General features: G+C 51.9%; 15 protein-coding genes, 1 pseudogene and 1 riboswitch. Of the genes and pseudogenes, 10 read left to right on the top strand and 6 right to left on the bottom strand.

The annotated features are described in order from the left end of the window. Positions 1 to 30: 30 nt before the first annotated feature. The gene (locus LOK74_RS11385) at positions 31 to 210 is read right to left on the bottom strand and encodes a small acid-soluble spore protein H (protein ID WP_230046738.1); all 180 of its coding nucleotides are present in this window, start codon (positions 208 to 210) and stop codon (positions 31 to 33) included. 290 nt (positions 211 to 500) lie between these two features. Next, on the bottom strand, positions 501 to 2,345 hold the full coding sequence (gene asnB / locus LOK74_RS11380) for an asparagine synthase (glutamine-hydrolyzing) (protein WP_230046737.1): 1,845 nt from the start codon (positions 2,343 to 2,345) through the stop codon (positions 501 to 503). Between the two features lie 254 nt (positions 2,346 to 2,599). Here asnB and LOK74_RS11375 point away from each other — a divergent pair. The 5 genes and pseudogenes from LOK74_RS11375 to LOK74_RS11355 all read left to right on the top strand — a co-directional run bounded on the left by LOK74_RS11375 (position 2,600) and on the right by LOK74_RS11355 (position 10,685). Further along, a pseudogene (locus LOK74_RS11375) lies at positions 2,600 to 3,441 on the top strand (ABC transporter ATP-binding protein). Then, positions 3,374 to 4,156 (top strand): ABC transporter permease, encoded by a 783-nt coding sequence (locus tag LOK74_RS11370; RefSeq protein ID WP_230046736.1) that lies wholly within the window; start codon positions 3,374 to 3,376, stop codon positions 4,154 to 4,156. Before LOK74_RS11375 ends, LOK74_RS11370 begins: the two are co-directional and overlap by 68 nt. Positions 4,157 to 4,260: 104 nt before the next feature. Then, a complete protein-coding gene (locus tag LOK74_RS11365) occupies positions 4,261 to 5,283 on the top strand; it encodes an aliphatic sulfonate ABC transporter substrate-binding protein (RefSeq protein ID WP_230046735.1) in 1,023 nt (340 codons plus the stop codon). A 194-nt stretch (positions 5,284 to 5,477) separates the two neighbouring features. After that, positions 5,478 to 9,179, top strand: a complete 3,702-nt coding sequence (locus LOK74_RS11360; RefSeq protein WP_230046734.1) for a 5'-nucleotidase C-terminal domain-containing protein — start codon at positions 5,478 to 5,480, stop codon at positions 9,177 to 9,179. Between the two features lie 186 nt (positions 9,180 to 9,365). Beyond that, on the top strand, positions 9,366 to 10,685 hold the full coding sequence (locus LOK74_RS11355; RefSeq protein ID WP_230046733.1) for a helix-turn-helix domain-containing protein: 1,320 nt from the start codon (positions 9,366 to 9,368) through the stop codon (positions 10,683 to 10,685). 47 nt (positions 10,686 to 10,732) lie between these two features. Here the strand turns inward: LOK74_RS11355 and LOK74_RS11350 are convergent, their stop codons facing one another. Then, positions 10,733 to 12,178, bottom strand: a complete 1,446-nt coding sequence (locus tag LOK74_RS11350; RefSeq protein WP_230046732.1) for an IS1182 family transposase — start codon at positions 12,176 to 12,178, stop codon at positions 10,733 to 10,735. 219 nt (positions 12,179 to 12,397) lie between these two features. Between LOK74_RS11350 and LOK74_RS11345 the strand changes: the two genes are divergently transcribed. The 5 genes from LOK74_RS11345 (at position 12,398) to LOK74_RS11325 (ending at position 15,028) form a co-directional block, all read left to right on the top strand. Then, positions 12,398 to 12,682 (top strand): aspartyl-phosphate phosphatase Spo0E family protein, encoded by a 285-nt coding sequence (locus LOK74_RS11345; RefSeq protein WP_230046731.1) that lies wholly within the window; start codon positions 12,398 to 12,400, stop codon positions 12,680 to 12,682. A 14-nt stretch (positions 12,683 to 12,696) separates the two neighbouring features. Continuing rightward, positions 12,697 to 12,933 (top strand): hypothetical protein, encoded by a 237-nt coding sequence (locus tag LOK74_RS11340; RefSeq protein WP_230046730.1) that lies wholly within the window; start codon positions 12,697 to 12,699, stop codon positions 12,931 to 12,933. A 209-nt stretch (positions 12,934 to 13,142) separates the two neighbouring features. Next, positions 13,143 to 13,997, top strand: a complete 855-nt coding sequence (locus tag LOK74_RS11335; protein WP_230046729.1) for a deoxyribonuclease IV — start codon at positions 13,143 to 13,145, stop codon at positions 13,995 to 13,997. Between the two features lie 86 nt (positions 13,998 to 14,083). Beyond that, positions 14,084 to 14,593, top strand: a complete 510-nt coding sequence (locus tag LOK74_RS11330) for a GbsR/MarR family transcriptional regulator (protein WP_230046728.1) — start codon at positions 14,084 to 14,086, stop codon at positions 14,591 to 14,593. Positions 14,594 to 14,776: 183 nt separating this feature from the next. Beyond that, on the top strand, positions 14,777 to 15,028 hold the full coding sequence (locus LOK74_RS11325) for an AbrB/MazE/SpoVT family DNA-binding domain-containing protein (protein ID WP_230046727.1): 252 nt from the start codon (positions 14,777 to 14,779) through the stop codon (positions 15,026 to 15,028). A 100-nt stretch (positions 15,029 to 15,128) separates the two neighbouring features. On the opposite strand, the gene argS is transcribed toward LOK74_RS11325, so the two are convergent. From argS to LOK74_RS11310, 3 genes are all read right to left on the bottom strand, one after another. After that, positions 15,129 to 16,841 (bottom strand): arginine--tRNA ligase, encoded by a 1,713-nt coding sequence (argS, locus tag LOK74_RS11320; RefSeq protein ID WP_277613437.1) that lies wholly within the window; start codon positions 16,839 to 16,841, stop codon positions 15,129 to 15,131. Between the two features lie 178 nt (positions 16,842 to 17,019). Beyond that, complete coding sequence (locus LOK74_RS11315; protein WP_230046726.1) at positions 17,020 to 17,517, bottom strand: hypothetical protein; 498 nt, start codon at positions 17,515 to 17,517, stop codon at positions 17,020 to 17,022. A gap of 119 nt (positions 17,518 to 17,636) precedes the next feature. Continuing rightward, the gene (locus tag LOK74_RS11310; protein WP_230046725.1) at positions 17,637 to 17,741 is read right to left on the bottom strand and encodes a YjcZ family sporulation protein; all 105 of its coding nucleotides are present in this window, start codon (positions 17,739 to 17,741) and stop codon (positions 17,637 to 17,639) included. Between the two features lie 182 nt (positions 17,742 to 17,923). Next, positions 17,924 to 18,021: riboswitch (SAM riboswitch) on the top strand. The last annotated feature ends 74 nt before the right edge of the window (positions 18,022 to 18,095 follow it).

Raw genomic sequence — 18,095 nt, 5'->3', positions numbered from 1 at the left:
GGAATGACAGGCAGCCTTAATCTTTCATGCTTATTCCTCTCTCAAGCTGTATAAGGGCACCTCTTGCTCGTTTTCCGGCTGGTCGAGGGGATAAATCCTGGCGGTTTCGTTCTGCTCATCGACATGCTGAATATAGATGGGGAGACCGTTGTAGGTTACGTTGGCCATGACGGGTGAAGCTGCAATCTCTTGTGCCCTGCGTGGGTTCATGACGATACCTCCTTGAGAATATGTACGTCCATATTGTTCCGTTCAAACCTGATGCTTATGTATGGCAAACTGGCAAGATGGTCAAACAAGGCGTAGGTGCATCCTATGGACTGAACACAGAGCGATCCGAAAAGATGTGGGGCTCTATACGATTCATTTGCTTGAGGAGGGAGTTCGGTTGTCAATAAAAATGCTCCCCTCTTGGGAGCCGTTTTTTATTGGCTTGGTCAGCCTGAGGGAGAGCATATCAGCCGCGTTGGGGAGAGTTTTTTTTCGTATTCCTGGATCGTCTAGCGGATCGAGACGCCATACTCCCTCATCCAGTAGTCGATCGAAGCCAGATAGGCAAACAGCTGCGGTTTGCTCATCAATTGGCCAAACCATGGTGTGCCGGAAGCGGCGGCGTCAGACGCGGTAAGCTCCCGAATCGTCCGGACATCGATCAGCGGCAGCAGCGGAGAAGTGGGGTCGTTGAGTACATCCAGCAGCCAGCTGCGGGTTGCCTCTGCGTAAGCAGGGTTGTGTGTCTTGGGATACGGACTTTTTTTGCGAAACAGCACCTCTTCCGGCAGGATCCCCTGCAATGCGTGGCGCAGCAGCCCCTTTTCCCGTTCTCCCCGACTTTTCATCTCCCACGGCACATTCCACACGTATTCCACGATCCGGTGATCGCAAAACGGGACGCGTGCCTCCAGACTGGCGGCCATACTCATCCGGTCTTTGCGGTCCAACAGCACGCTCATGAACCAGGTGAGATTTAGATACGACATTTCCCGGCGGCGTGCTTCCAACGGGCTCTCGTCGGGCAAGGGGGGGACCTCCGCCAATGTCTCCTGATACCGACGTGCGACATACTCTTCCGGTCCGACCCACTCCCGCAGTTCGGGTGACAGCCAGCTCGCCCGTTCTCTGGTCATCAATGCCCAGGGAAACGTATTGGCTTGCAGTGTCTCCTCACGATGAAACCAGGGATAACCGCCAAAGATCTCATCGGCACATTCTCCGGAGAGAACGACGGTGGTCTCTCGTTTGATTTCCCGGCAGAACAGATACAGCGAGGCGTCTATGTCTGTCATCCCGGGCAAATCCCGGGCGATCACCGCTCTTTTCAAGGCGTCGATCAGTTCGGGTGTGTCAAACTGGATCGTATGATGAATCGTGCCGCAGTAGTCCGACATCCGCTTTACCCAGGGGGCGTCGGCATTGGGTTGAAACGCGCTTGCCTGGAAGTGGCGGTCATTGCCGACATAATCGATCGAATAGGTGTGCAGCGGACCACTGCCTTGTCTGCGAAACACCTCGGCGGCAACGGCCGTGATCGCACTGGAGTCCAGCCCCCCGGAGAGCAGGGTAGCCACCGGCACATCGGCCACCAACTGCCGCTCGATTGCGTCCAGCACCAGAGAACGGACAGTGGAGACAGTGGTTTCCCAGTCGTCGGTGTGGGGACGGCTCTCCAGCGACCAGTATGGCTGCTTGTGGATGCCGTCGGGGGTAACCTCCAGGAAATGCCCCGGACGTAGTTCAGATATGTCGCGGAATACGCCATGACCGGGTGTTCGCGCCGGACCGAGTGCGAAGATTTCCGCCAATCCTTCACGGTCAATCACTGCCTCTACCTGGGGATGGGCAAGCAGGGACTTCAACTCCGAACCGAACAGAAAAGAATCACCGCGCACTGTGTAAAACAGCGGCTTTACGCCCAGTCGATCACGAGCCAGATAGAGCCGTTGATGTTTCTCTTCCCACACGGCGAACGCAAAGATCCCGTTGATCCTCTCTACACAACGGCTGCCCCATTCCAGGTAGGAGGCGAGCAGTACCTCTGTGTCAGAGTGAGAGTGAAAGCTGTGGCCCCGTCCCAGAAGCTCCTGGCGAAGTTCATCCGTATTGTACAATTCCCCATTGTATACGAGTGTGTACGTACAATCGCCGCGCTGCCTGGTCATCGGCTGTGTCCCGCCAACCGGGTCGACAACCACCAGACGGCAGTGGCCCAGTGCAGCGTGGCTACAACACCATACCCCATCGGCGTCTGGCCCCCGGCAGACGAGTCGGCCGGTCATCGCTTCTACAACCGGCAGTTCTTGTGACACGTCTCTATGAAAGTTGATCCAACCTGTGATCCCACACATCTCTATTCATCCTCTCCTCCCCATGAATCGATCCACATGAAATAAGCCCAAAGTACTGCCTATAGGCTCATCGTATGCACGTGGCGGAGCAAGGTGCCAGTCTGGGCCGGGATCTGGCTGTCCAAATCAAAGATCCGTATTCGATTTGCAGCAAGCGGCAAAAAACGGTTGACAGGAGCAGTCTTTATGCACAATAATAATTCCTATAATTCCAACCAGTTAACTTGGATAAAGAGCAGGAGGGGGAGAGCCAGATGCAGGTGGTGCTTAGAGACATTCATAAACAGTTTCAAAAAGATGACGGCCAATCGCTACAGGTTCTGAACGAAATCAACTTGACTGTCCGCGCTGGCGAGTTTTTGTCGCTGATCGGCCCATCCGGCTGCGGCAAGTCGACGATCCTCAACATCATTGCCGGATTGGAGAAGCCAAGCCAAGGAAGCGTGCTGGTGAACGGAAAACCCATTAACGGACCCGGGATTGATCGGATTGTCGTTTTCCAAGAATCAGGTTTGTTTCCCTGGTTGAGTGTATTGGATAATGTCACGTATGGCCTGCTGCTCAAAAAAATGCCCCGCAGAGAAGCAGAAGAAAAAGCGATGGAGGTCCTGCGAACGGTCCATCTCGGTCGCTTTGCCAAAGCCTATCCGCACGAATTGTCTGGTGGCATGAAACAGCGGGTGGCGATTGCCCGTGCTCTGGTGATGGACCCCGATATTCTTCTGATGGATGAACCGTTTGCGGCACTTGACGAGCAGACTCGCATGGTTTTGCATCAGGAACTGCAAGAGATTTGGCAGCAGACAAAAAAACGGTGATTTTTATTACCCACAACATCCGCGAAGCCGTCACTCTCTCCGAGCGAATCGTACTGATGGGGACGCGGCCCGGCATCGTAAAGCAAGAATTTGTCGTGGAGGCCGCCCGCCCGCGAGATCCCTCCGACAGCGTACTGGTCCATTTAGAAAAGCGCATCATGAGGGGATTGGAGCAAGAGATGGAAAAGGTGTTGAAGGAGGAGATGGGCGATGACTATCGTCTTCAGACGGGTCCTGTTTATCGTGACCCTGTTTATCATCTGGGAAGCGATATCTAAGTCCGGCCTGTTTCCGCCGTTTCTCTGGCCGCCGCTGATTCTGTCAAGCAACGGGGAGGCAACGGTCTTTGGAACGCTAGTCAGCGGATTGATCAGTGGACAGGTTCTAGAGGCAACTGCGGTCACCCTGTTCAGGCTGCTGCTCGGTTTTGTGATCGCCATCACGGTCGGACTGACACTTGGTTATCTGATCGCCCGCTTCCAATGGGTGGACCATACACTAGGATTTGTCGTGACCGCGTTGCAATCGGTGCCGAGTATCGTCTGGTTTCCGTTGGCGATCGTCTGGTTTGGTCTGGGGGAGACGGCGATCCTGTTCATCGTCACGATCGGTGCCACCTGGACAATGACCGTCACCTCCAGCACCGGGTTCAAAAATGTTCCTCCTCTGTACCTGCGGGTGGCCAGAACGATGGGTTCAAGCGGTTTTCACCTGCTGCGCACGGTGATCCTGCCGGCATCCGTGCCTCATCTCATCTCCGGTCTGCGGGTAGCCTGGGCTTTTGCCTGGAGAGCGTTGATGGCCGGTGAATTGTTGGGCGGCAGTGGTGGTTTGGGCCATTTGCTGGAGATGGGGCGGGCGCTGCAGTCGATGGATTTGGTGCTGTCTGTGATGGTGATTATCGGCGTGGTCGGAACGCTGATGGATACGCAAGTCTTTATGCGAATGGAGCGTTCGGTGATGCGTAGATGGGGCATGGCTCCCCAGGCTTGATGAAAGGAACATGTACGTTTATCGGCTGTCGTACTTAACAGCCTGGGAGAGAAGCGTGCTGATAACAAGCAGAGCAGATAAAAAAAGAGAAGGGGAGTGGAGTCATGAAGCGGAAGAACGGAACGAGGAGAGGGATCGCGCTGGCATTTTGCCTGCTGGTTGCTGTGCTGGCAGCAGGATGCGGCGGCAGTCAGGGAGCGTCGACGCAGCCGGCCAATACCGTCCGCCTCGGTTATTTTCCCAATCTGACCCATATGGCAGCGATTGTCGCTTTGGAGAAAGGTTATTTTCAGGAAGAACTGGGGACGGAGATTACGCTGGAGACGAAAACCTTTCCTAACGGTGGGCTGTTCATGGAGGCGATGTCGACAGGTGAACTGGACGTAGGGTATGTTGGCCCTGGTCCGGCGATGAACAACTATTTGAAAAATCCTGCCCACCAGGTTATTGCCGGAGCCGTAAATGGTGGCGCGGTGCTGGAAGTGCGCGGCGATGCCGGCATCAGCAGTGTCGAAGATCTCGATGGCAAGCGGGTAGCGATCCCGGTGATCGGCTCGACACAGGATATCATGCTGCGCAAGACGTTGAAAGAGGTTGGTCTCAATATAAAAACAAATGGCGGAACCGTTGAGATGATCGCCCAGGCTCCAGCCGACACAGCCACTCTTTTCCTGCAAAAAGATGTGGACGCAGCGGCTACGCAGGAACCGTGGGGGATCAATCTGGAGCAGAAAGCGGGTGCCAAGCTGCTGCTCAATTGGGATCAGTTCGCGTGGGGCAAGGAATCGACCAATACCGTCGTAGTAGCGACGAAATCGTTTTTGAGCGCCAACCCCGATCTGTCCAAAAAGCTGCTGCAGGCGCATGTGCGGGCCGTTCAGTTTGTCCGTGACAACCCGGACGAAGCGGTTCAACTGTTGATTCAGCACATCAAAAAGCTGACCGGCAAAGAGCTGCAGGCTGCGGACATCAGACAGGCGATGGACCGCAGTGAAGTAACCTGGAACGTCAACGAAGAGGTACTCCGAGAAATGGCTGCCATCAGCAAAGAGGCAGGCTACACTCGTTCTGACAACCTCGACGGGTTTGTCAATCTCACGTATTTGCAGGAAGTAGTAAAGGAATAAGGAAGCATAGACAGGCAGAGCGTTCGTTCCCGGCAGGGCGGACGCTCTTTTTGCGTTGTTTGCAGGGAGAAATGAGCAAGAATAGCCGAAAAAAGGGGGTGTCTGTTATCTTTACCAAATGTTATCATGCAGTTAACATGTCCCAAGTAAGATGGAAGTGAGACGGATAAGCATGGAAAACGGGAGGGAAGATGATGAACGGATGGTGTTATCGGCAAAGAGCAGCCCTGTTGCTGTCAGCAGTGATGATGGTCGTGTGCTTGTTTGGCGGCATGGCGGGAATGGGTGTTGCTGTTCAGGCCGCAGGAGAAGTACTGACGGTGGATGAAGCGATTGCCAACAACAGCGGCGATGCTGCAGTTGAAGGCTACGTGGTGGCTCATACGACAGGGACCAACGCTTATGATTTTGAGTCCCCGTTCGCCAATGACTACAATCTGGCGCTGGCAGATTCTGCATCCCAGACAGATCCGGCACACATCCTGCCTGTACAGGTGCCATCCGCATTTCGAGCCGAGTTTGGACTGCAGTCCAATCCAGATCTGCTCGGCAAAAAAGTACGGGTGAGCGGCAGTTTGGAACCGTATTTTGCCGTTCCCGGTCTGAAAAGCGCTACATCGTTTCAACTTGTGGGCACAGAACCAGATCCCGATCCAGATCCGCCTCCTGAGCTGATCTCCATCTCAGAAGCAAAGGAGCGGACAGGAGAGATGGTTACCGTGGAAGGCGTTGTCACCGCAGACAATGCGGCCATCGGCGGCGGCAGATTGTCCACTTATCTGCAGGACGATACCGCCGGGATCAATCTGTTTTCGTTTGAATTGTCCAGCTATCCTGACCTTCGAGAAGGGGACAAGGTACGTGCTACTGGCGTCATAGAGGAATACAAAGGCTTGACGGAACTGGTCCTGGAGGCAGAGGGATTAACCGTACAGTCCACTGGTCACCCGCTGCCGCAGCCAGTAGAACTCTCGCTGGCCGACCTGCAATCCGAGGAAACAGCAGAACCGCTGGAAGGTTCGTTGGTCCGTATCAGGGGATATGTCACCTCCGTTCCGGCCAATCCCGCAGGCGGCGGCTATAATGTCTCCATCATTGACCAAGAGTTTCACGGGACGACGCTGCGAGTGATGGAGGAGACGGGACTGATCGAACAGATCGAAGCAGGCAAATGGTATGACTTTACAGGCGTGCTCAGTCAGTACGACAGCTATCAACTACTGCCGCGTAAAGCAGAGGATGTGGAGCTGCTTGCCGAGCAGCCGGAGCCGCCTCGACCCGATGATTCCTATCAATCTACGGTTGCCTCCGTAGTTGACGGCGATACGGTGCACCTGACGACACCGGTCTTGGGTACGACAAAAGTGAGGATGCTGTCGATCGATACACCGGAAACCAATTACAACGGCAAGTCGCAGGGATACCATGCCGAAGCAGCCAAGCAGAAACTGATGGAACTGCTCCCGCCGGGCACCCCCGTTACACTGGAGGTGGGGAGCGACCCGTTGGACGATTATGGCAGGCTGTTGGCACACGTTCACAAGGGAGAGCTTGATGTGAATCAAGAGATGGTAAAGCAAGGGATGGCTGTTCCCTACTTTATCTGGCCCAATCTTGATCACTTCGAAGCGTACAGCGCCGCTGCCCGGGAAGCGATTGACAACGGACGGGGCATGTGGGATCCGGACAACCCGATCGAGGAGCTGCCATACGAGTTTCGCTTCAACCAGCGCGGCGGTCCCGACAAGTATGTCGGTGACTACTATACCAAGCAATATGTGACCCCGGAAAAATGGGAACAGATCGAGGTAGAAAATCGTGTCTTTTTCTTCACGCAACAAGAGGCGGAAGAAGCGGGATATCAACCTGCGGACAGCGGAGAACCGCCGACTGATGTGGTAGAGGTACAACTGCTGGGCGTCAATGACCTGCACGGCAAAATCGACGTGACAGGCACGCTGCCTGATCAGCCGGAAGTAAGCGTGGGGAGGACTGATTATTTGGCTGCCTATCTGCGGGAGCGGGAGGCAGCGCAGCCCCATACGCTGATCATCCACTCTGGAGACATGGTAGGTGCTAGTTCGCCCGTCTCCGCCCTGCTGCAGGATGAGCCGACCGTCCACGTGATGGAAGCAATCGGATTTGATGTGGGCACCCTTGGCAATCACGAGTTCGATGAAGGTACAGACGAACTCCTGCGACTCATCAACGGCGGCGACCATCCGCAGGGAACGGAAGGGTATGACGGGATCGACTTCCCGGTTGTCGCTGCCAATGTGGAGCAGAAGGAGAGCGGTGACCTGCTGCTGGACCCTTATGAGATCGTAGAGATCGGCGGCGTGAAGCTGGGCTTCATCGGTGTGGTGACGACCGATACGCCGCAGATGGTGATGCCGACGGGTATTGTCAACATCCGCTTCACAGATGAAGCAGACGCCATCAACCGTTATGTGCCTGAGCTGCAGCAGCAAGGCGTAGAAGCGATCATCGTCCTCGCGCATGTACCGGGCGAACAAGACGGAGCGGGGGCGAGAGGTGAGATTGAGCAGTTGGCCAATCAAGTCGACGATGCGGTAGACGTGATCTTTGCTGCGCATAACCACGTCAAGCTAGATGCGATGGTCGATGACAAACTGGTGGTGCAGGCCTGGGAGTATGGGAAGGCGTTTGTGGATATCGATCTGAAAGTAGACAAGGAAAGCGGAGAGATCGTTGCTAAGCAAGCGGAGATTGTCGATGTCGTACAGTCGCAGATCGCCCCTGATCCTCAGGTTGCCGCGATTCTAAAGCAGTATGCTGAACGCGTCGCACCCAAGATCAATGAAGTGGTTGGAGAAGCGGCTGTTGCCCTGGAAAAAGGGTACCCGACTCGCGACGTGTTCGGGGACAACGGACTTGGCAACCTGATCGCCGATGGGATGAAAGCGGCGATGGACAGTGACTTTGCCCTGATGAACGGGGGCGGCATCCGCGACCGCCTGGATGCTGGGCCGATCACTTGGGGAGAGCTGTTCAACATTCAACCTTTTGGCAACACGTTGGTCAAACTGGACGTGACAGGCTCAGAGCTGGAACAGATTCTAAACGCGATGATTCACCCCTCCTATGGGCCTGATTCGTTTATCGCCGGTGCCCGCTACACCTGGGACCCGGACACCAATCAGGTGGTGCGGATCATGCTCCCCGACGGCACGCCGCTGGACAAAGAGCGGACGTATACGCTTACGGTCAACAACTACATGTACAACCAGACATCCGACAAGTACAAGCTGCTTGCCCAACTGGGTGAAAATGTCGTTCAGGGACCGGAGGACATCACAGCGACGGTGGACTTCGTCAAACAGTTTGACGGACGGATCCACTACCAGGCGGAAGCGCGGATCAGTACGGATTTGACCCCACCCACGATCAAGGAGCCAGAGAGACTCACCCTGCACCATGGCGAGACAGTTACGCTCTCGTTTGCAGCCGAAGATGAAGGAACCGGTGTCCGTCAGGTGAACGCGTTTTTGGATGGAGCGCCGATCGAGAATCCGTACACGCTAGATGGATTGTCTCTCTCTGTCGGATCACACCTGCTGCAAGTGACAGCGGTCGATTATGCCGGCAATCAGTCGGAGCAGACCTATACGCTGCAGGTGGTGATCGATCTGGAGCATCTGGATGAGGTGATCCTGGCTGGTCAGGCGACAGGACAGATCACAGACGATGGTATTGTCAACAGCCTCTTGGCCAAGGTACAGGCGGCCCAACAAGCCAAGCAAAAAAAGGCGAAGCAGAATATCCTGAATGCTCTGAGTCATCAGGTAGAAGCGCAGTCCGGCAAAAAGATCACGTCTGTGTTTGCGGCATTGTTGTTGGAGGATATCGCTCAGGTGATGGAGCGGTTGGAATAGGAATAGGGAAGAAGGAGATGAGGAAACAGGCCCGAGGTTTATCGGGCCTGTTTGATTTGTTTGTTAGTTATTTTTTAGATAATACCCTTCTAAACTGCAAAGTCCAAATGGAAGCACTTGTAAGCAGTTTATAAAATATTGTAAAGTGTAATAAAGATTTCCTTATTGATCAAAGGGGTGTGATCGATGATGGGTACACGGACCTTAACCACCATACGATCCGAAATCGAAAAGAGCATGAGAGCAAAAGGTTATACACTCACCAAGTTAAGTGAACGAACTGGCATTCATTCCGGCCATTTAAGTGAGATTTTTAACGGAAAACCTCGGCGCGCGATCACCATTAAACATCTGGACGCAATGGCTAAAGCACTTGGTCATGAACCTGGCTGGCTGTACGAGTTGTACCCGGAAGAATGTATAACAGAAGAAAGCGTGTCTCGCCCTCGAGTAGTACCTTACCTCGTTCGTTGTGCAGAACTTGGTCGCAAAGACTGTATCCTTGCGATCGTACCTCTGCTATTGGAAAATCCAAAGAATGTATCGATTCTCTTCTCCGTGGCTGAACAGCTATTCCAGAGAGGGAAGCAACAAGAATCCGCGCTTTTTTATCAGTTAGTAACAGAAAACGAAAAAGATAGCTATGTCGATCATTTTGTGATAAGCCACTACCGCCTATTTCGAATCTCTCAGGGAACCGATCTGGAGGAAACATGGAAAGCGGTGATCCGGTTTGAACCTTTTTGCAATCGTTTGCCAGAGAATGATCAGTTGGATGCGTTGCTGCAATTGGCTAATGCATATTATATGTTTCAAAAATGGGGCGAGCTTGCAACATACGCTGACAAATTACGGGAACTAGCAACCATAGTTTATAAAGATCAACTGCTGAAAGGCAAAAGAAATAAAGTAGATGACTCTTTTCAAACCGAGCGTCACTTAGTCGTGTACTATGGACAGGGATTCCTTATGAAAGGGCTCGCTTTACAAATGCAAGGATTGTATGAAGAAGCAAAAAAATACGTCCAACAATATGCCGACTTGGGATGGTTTGAGCTTTTGGATGATACGGGCAAAAAAGAGGTTGAAAAGTTTAAAGTTTGGGCAAAAGCGAATTCGTACACTCTTGATCTATTGATGGGGAATATCGAGGTTTTACCCGAGTATATCAATCTTCTACGTAATCATCCTGCTGAAGTTCCAGCGGGACTACTGACACTAGTGGAGTCAGCTAGCAAACACGATTATTCGATCGATGATCTGTTACGCTGTTTTGCAACAGAGATTGAGAGATTAAGAGAGGGTCAAAATCCCATAGAAATAGGCAGGCACTACCAATTTCGATATTATAAAGCCAGATATGAGCTTAAAAGGGGGCGTCTCATAAATGCAATAGAAGACGCCTTGCACTGCATAGACTTGTCAGTAAAATTAAAACATCACAAAGAGTTGCTCGATTTGATTATGGGGTCTGTAGCAAAAGATGCAAACATGGATAAGGCATAGTTACCGATTCAAGCCAATAAACAAAGCACCTCACAACTGAGGTGCTTTCAGATTGCTGACAAACCCCCTCTCTGCCAGAGCAGAAGTGGGGGTTTGTCGTGAAACATGCAAAAAACTAAGGTGCCCGTAAGGGCAAATCGCCCTCCATTCCCTTTATTCCAGAGCCAATTGGCCAGCTTTTTTAGATTCATAGCAGCAAAAGCGAGCATCGCCTGCATTGTCACTTTTTTCAATCCACGCAAAGTGGTCCAACGCAAACCATGCTTTTCCTTTAAATCAGCAAATACACGCTCAATGGTTTCCTTTCGGCGTGTATACAGCCGTTTATTCACTTCTGTATGTCTCAGATGTTCCACTTCTTCCAGATAGTCTGCCCATATATGGCGACTGATACGTTTTACAGCCTCACGGCTTTCCGTACATTGGAAGCGAAGGGGACAATGGCTACATATCTCAGAATCAGAACGGTACATGCGGTACCCTTCTCGGGTAGTCGTTTCGTAGGACAAAACCTGTCCGGCAGGACAGATAGAACAATCGAAATATTCATCATACACATAGTCGTGTTTGCGGAAAAAACCTTTCTTCGTGTGAGAGCGGGTATAGGGCATAACAGGACGAACGCCTTCGTCCAAGAGATATTTGCTTATGTATGGGGTTTTATATCCGGCATCTACCGCTACGGCATTCGGCTTCCCCACGTTTTCAATCGCTTGTTCAAACACATTGGTAAACACTTGGCTGTCATGGATGTTGGCGGCTGTAACGACCGCGCTCACGACAAAGCCATGTTCGTCACTTGCGGCATGGAACGAGTAAGCAAATGTCTGCTCTTTCTCGTTTTTGACAAACCATCCGCTGTCGGGGTCAGTCGTGCTCTGCTTCACCTCCTTCCACTTTGTATCCGACTTTTTTGGCAACGGCTTTTTTCCATGTTCGATGCGGTCTTGATTCAGTTCATCGTGCAGCTGCTGCTGGTACTTCTTTTGCTCTTCCTGAACCCGCTGCTTGCTGTACTTTCTTTTGTTGGCATGGGCCTTGACGTGGGTGGAATCGATGTAGAGGGCAGAAGGATCAACAAAGCCATGACGACATGCTTCTTCGAGAATGCGAGTAAAAATTTGTTCAAACAAGTCCGTACCTTGAAAACGGCGGACATAGTTTTTTCCGAATGTGGTGAAGTGAGGGATTGGTTGGGTAAAATCGTATCCCAAAAACCAACGATAAGCGACATTGGTTTCGATTTCTTTAATCGTTTGGCGCATGGAGCGAATGCCGAACAGATACTGAATAAATACCATTTTGATGAGTACAACGGGGTCGATACTGGGTCTGCCGTTGTCCGGAGAATACCGATCTTTCACCAAATCGTAGATGAAGGAAAAATCAATGGCATTTTCGATTTTCCGAACTAAATGATCACGAGGAACCAATTCATCCAGTGAAACAACCGATACTTGATAACGGCCTTCGCCCTGTTGTTTCGAAAGCATACATGACACCTCTTGGCAATTATTTTCCACATACATTATTCTACAAAAAAACGTGTAGACCTTGTACCTTGCGGTACTTTGTCTACACGCTGAAAGCACCTCAAAACGAGGTGCTTTTTGCATTCATTTAACCTCCAATATATCTCAATAAATCTGTAAAGGGAGGTCAGTGTATAGTTGTAATTGTCTAAACTTGTCAAAAATAGGAGGTGGGTTGGTATGACAAAGAAACGAAAGAGAAAGGGCGCTTTTCTGCTCTGCCAGGCCGTTGGAGCGCCCTTGATCGGAGGAGGGCATACTCCCGGCATCACCAAGGAAAACAGGCACAACAGCGAAAGCAGCCGAACGGAAGAACACCTGCTGAAACACGCGGAAAGCTTGCGCCAGCAGTTGGTGCAGCTCAAGGTGGACAAGGGAAGTTTTCTACATCGGGAAGTAGTAGAACTGAGCCAGCGGCTGGATCAATACATTGTTGCCCTGCAAAACAGAAAGGCTGGTCTTTAAGGGGGGGGATTTGCATGTTTACACAACTAGAGGAATGCGTTTCGCGCCTGATTCGGGAAGGACATCAACTGTTGTACAGCCGCACTGTCATCTCGGAGGACGGCGAGATGTCCCTGCGCACGGTGTTCGTCAGAGATAAAAACAACGGCATCGAGATTTGGCAAAGCTTCCTGGTCGATGAGAAGGAAACCGTAAGCCGTGTTTATCTCAGCAAGCAGGAAATCCAGGCGCTGAAACTATTGTTGCATTGAGTGATCAAAGCACCATAATGGCCGACCAATATACGCGGCTCATCTTGTTTGTACATCTGTTGATTTATGTAAACCACCTAGTGGTCATACATAACTGATCTCATCCCGCAGTGAAAGCACTCTTCCCCATGAAATGATGTTTTACAAGAAGGGTACGCTAAAGACTGAGATGATGCATGGGAAGGTCTTTCCAGGGAGGTGCAGGCAGAATGCAAATCGGCTGTCACGTCAGTATCCGGCATGGGTACCTGGGAGCGGCTCAGGCCGCACTCGCTGTCAGTGCCGGAGCGTTTCAATACTTCCCCAAGAACCCCCGGAGTCTGGCTGTCAAACGGTTTAACCGGCAGGATGCGGCAGCCTGTCGCCAATACTGCGAGGAGCATGGGATAATATCCGTGGCTCATACGCCGTATCCGACCAATCTGTCGGTCGACGATCGTCAATTGTACGAACAGACCGTGGCCTCGGTGCGAAACGATCTGGAGATTGCCGATGCCTGCGGTTCTCTCGGAGTAGTGGTCCACTTCGGCAAATACAAGGGAACGGCAACTGATCCGTTGTTTGGCTACCGGGCGATGATTGAGATGCTTGACGAGATTCTTGCCGATTGGGAGGGGAAGGCTCTGCTGCTGCTGGAGAACAACGCCGGCCAAGGTGGGAAGATGGGGACTACTTTTGAAGAACTGACGCAGGTTCGCAGTTTGATCCGGCTGCCGCAGAAAGTGGGGTTTTGCCTCGACACCTGCCATTTGTTTGCCAGCGGTGTATGGAATGGAGAGAATCAGGACGAGATGCTCAGCCGGGCGGGGGAACTGGGCTACGTAGATCATCTCAAAGTGATCCATTTAAACGACTCGCAGTACCCAAGCGGATCACACCGAGATCGTCATGCCTCCATCGGTCGTGGACAGATAGGTGAAAACGCCATCCGCGCTTTGCTTACCGCTCCTCCATTGGCGGATTTGCCGGTGATCCTGGAAACTCCTGTTCCGGACGGAGGTTCCCACCGTGACGAGATCCAATACGTGAAAGAACTAATTGCGAGGGGGAATGATGCAGGTTAATTGATTGCTATGATCGTCCTATGCTAAAATTAACATGCTTAACAACATCGTTAACGTTGGTCTGACACGTTTTTGGAGGCGATCACTTGGAGTCTGTACTTCATCAACTGGAACGAAAACTGAGTGACGAATGGGAGCGATCTGGTGAACTTGGCGGGAACAGCGCCTTACACGCCCGCTTGCTCGCCTTGTTGTTTTTTTCGGCCCGCCCACTGAGCCTGCAGGAAATGGCGGAGCACCTAGGCGTGACGAAGGCGGCTGTCAGCGTCAGAATTCGCGCTCTCGAGGAACAAGGCTTCTGTCACAAGAGTTCCAACATCAGCGATCGCCGGGATTATTACTATTTGGTAGAGGACCTCGGGATGGCGATGCTCACTTGCAACCTGGAAAACATGTACAGGTTTTCTGCGTTTCTCAAGCGGCTGCTCGAGGAGTGGCCAGCCGACTACCCGACCGAGGAGCAAGAGGCGTACGCGAAGGCGAAGCGCCGTTTGATCGAGATGAACGCATTTTATGACCTGTTGTTTGAGCGGTTGGACGGCCTGGAGGAAGAGTGGAAGAGACGAAAACAGGAACTGTCACAGCAGCATGGCTAGGTAGTAGACGTTTTTGCGGGAGTTTTCCTGCAGTTCCGTCATCTGTCCCATTCGTATCGAAAGAGCCGAGTGGCCCCTAAGAGGTTACCAATGCGCTTGCACATAAAACAAGTGCTTCGATCAACCATCATCCGCATGGATAAACAAACCTTTTCATAGTGATGCAGATGTAGGAGGATAACGATGAAAGCAACCGGGATAGTACGCAGAGTCGATGAATTGGGAAGAGTAGTGCTTCCCAAAGAATTGCGAGATGTTTTTAACATAGAGATTCGGGACTCTCTGGAGATTTACGTCCAGGACGACAAGATTATTTTGAAGAAGTACGAGCCTGCTTGTGTTTTTTGTGGTGATGCCGGGGATATTGTTCATTTCAAAGGAAAGTTGATTTGCTCGAATTGTATTTCGGAGATTGGTGCAAGCGTAACCGCTTAACTGGCAAATCGCAAGAATCGGTGCAATCGATGTCGTGAAAATGGATAGTAAAAAAGGTGGCCGCGGCCACCTTTTTTTATGACTAAAATTTGGGAGCAAATTACATCTCTTCCGGCGCAGCCAGACCGAGCAGGCGAAGCCCTTCTCGCAGAACAGTGACGACGGCGGACACCAGGTGAAGCCGTGAATGCTTGATCTGCTCATCCTCAGCCAGAATGCGTACATTGGCGTAGTACTTGTTGAAAGCTTGCGCCAGGTCAACCACGTACTTGCCCACTTGAGACGGATCGAACTGCTCGCGGGCACGATCGACCACATCAGGGAAGGCGTTGAGCAGGGTGACCACAGTCCAGGCTTCCGAACTGTCCAGTGCTCCTTCTGCGATGTCCGGCGTATCTGCCCGATAGCCGCCTTTGCGCAGCAAGGAGCAGGCGCGGGCGTGGGTATACTGGACGTACGGGCCTGTCTCGCCTTCAAAGGTGAGCATCTCTTCCCAGGAGAAGTTGACGTCGTTGAGACGGAAGTTCTTCAGATCGTGGAAGATGACCGCGCCAACACCTACTTGACGAGCCACTTCTTCCTTGTTCGCCAGCTGCGGATTTTTCTCATCGATCACCTTGCCGACGTCCTCGATGGCCTGTGCCAGCACTTCCTCCAGCAGGACGACCTGCCCTTTGCGCGTCGACATCTTCTTGCCATCCTTGAGCATCATGCCAAACGGTACGTGATACATCTCTTTGGCCCACTCGTAGCCCATCTTTTCCAGCACGCGGAACAGTTGTTGGAAGTGCAGACGCTGCTCATTGCCGACCACGTAGACCGCTTTGGCAAAGTCGTACGTCTCATGGCGGTACAGAGCGGCGGCCAGATCCCGAGTAGCGTAGAGGGTGGCGCCGTCCGACTTCTTGATCAGACAGGGAGGCATCTCGTATTCATCCAGGTTGACCACCAGCGCACCATTAGACTCCACCAACAGATCTTTTTCCTCAAGCAGCCGTACGACCCGATCCATCTTGTCGTTGTAAAAAGCTTCTCCGTGCGTAGAGTCAAACGATACACCGAGCAGTTTATAAATCTTCATGAATTCCTTTAGCGATTCGTCACGGAACCACTGCCACAATTGCCTTGCTTCTTCATCGCCGTCTTCCAGGCGCTTGAACCATTCCCGCCCTTGTTCTTCCAGCGATTCATCTTTTTCCGCTTCTTCGTGGAACTTGATGTAGAGCGACAGCAGTTCCTTGATCGGCTTCGCTCTTACTTTCTCTTCGTCTCCCCACCGTTTGTAGGCGACGATCAGCTTGCCAAACTGGGTACCCCAGTCACCGAGATGGTTGATGCGAACAGGACGGTAGCCGTGTTTTTCCAAAATGTTGGCAATCGCATTGCCGATCACGGTAGAGCGGAGGTGGCCCATGGAGAACGGCTTGGCGATGTTGGGGGAAGACAAGTCGATCGGTACGTTGCGCCCTTGGCCGATGCTGCGATTGCCGTAGGATGAACCTTCTTTCGCTATCGTCCCGATCACCTCGGCCGTTACCAACGAACGGTTGAGGAAGACGTTCATGTATGGTCCGACTGCTTCTACTTTGTCAAGGTAGTCGCTTTTGACCAATCCGGCCAGTTCTGCGGCTATCTGTGGAGGTGCTTTGCGCAGCACTTTTGCCAATTGGAAACACGGAAAGGCGATATCGCCCATCTGCGGATTGGGCGGTGTTTCCAGCATCTCCTCCAGCTTTTCCAGGGAAAAGTCGGCAATCTCCAACTTCTGCAGCGCAGCATGAAGGCTTGTTGCCACTTGCTGTTTGTAACTCACTACTTTCTACCATCCTTTCTTGGCTACGAGAAAAACCTCCCGCCTCCGCAAAACGAAGAGACGAGAGGTGGATTGGTTTGCTCTCGTGATGTCAGCTATGTAGCATGAGACAAATGCGGTTGATCTGCTTTATTATAGCGAACAAGCAAGGGAGTTGCAACTCTCCCTCGCTTGTGGCTTACTCGGATGAATCACTTTCGTTGGAATGCCGCTTCTCGATCTCTGCCAATTGGGAGAACAGCTTTTTGGTCAATGCTTCCTTGTCATCTGCCTGCTTCCACTCCCGTTTGTAGCGAAGCAAGGCATCCAGCATCTCCCGTTCTGCCTCCTGTTCCCTTTCTCGGTCGAAGTTTTCGCTGGGATCAAACGGGAGGATACGATCATCCGTACCTGTCCGATAATAGAGACGCTTCCAGTGCTCGGGATACTCATACGGCTGTTCTCCCAGCACGATTGCCAGTACGTCATCGGATGCGAGTGGCAGGAAGTATCGGTAATCGTCGCGACGCCCGCCTTCGGACAGGTTGATGTGGTAGAAGGAATACATCAGATAATGACGCTCCGTACCTCGTTCCTTGACCACTTGATAGGTCTCGAAGTCGGTTTGTTTCAACGACTGTACGACTTCCAGGCTGTCCAGGAATGTTTGTCTGTCCATTGTGTCGGGGAGGGACATCTTCTCTACTCCTTTTTGGCTGATGGTTCTGCTTTTACCATCAGCATAACCGTCACGAGGGGCATGGTCAACCTGAGACGGGAAAGAGCCTGAGTCTGCGTCAGGCTCTTTCCGCAACATTAGCAGTCTTTTGATTCCCCTACGATGACGAGCAGGATGAACAGAACCAGCACCAGGGCAAAACAGTTGTTAAAGATCCCGCCGCTGCAGTATGACGTACTCATTTTGTTTCTTCATCCTCCTTTCCGGTATGCTTCAGTTTATACATGAACACCTATCTTGTTGTGGGCGTTTGACCATAACCACGAAAAAAGGCTGCAATCTGCAATCCTAGGGAGATTTTGCTATTGACGGCTCTCGCATTTAGATGGTAACATACGGAAAAAGAAAAGATTATGGATGTATTCTCTTATCCAGAGAGGTGGAGGGACTGGCCCTATGAAACCTCGGCAACCGAACATCAGGTGCCAATTCCAGCAAAGCGGACGCTTTGAAAGATAAGAGAGGATTGATCATAGATGACATTCTGTCGAAGAATCCTCTTCTTATTTGCGTAAGAAGAGGATTTTTTTATTCGT

It is taken from the genome of Brevibacillus humidisoli, from assembly GCF_020923435.1.
GTDB lineage: Bacteria > Bacillota > Bacilli > Brevibacillales > Brevibacillaceae > Brevibacillus_E > Brevibacillus_E humidisoli.
Note: the sequence above shows the minus strand (reverse complement) of the source record. Positions and strands in the feature narration are given on the sequence as shown.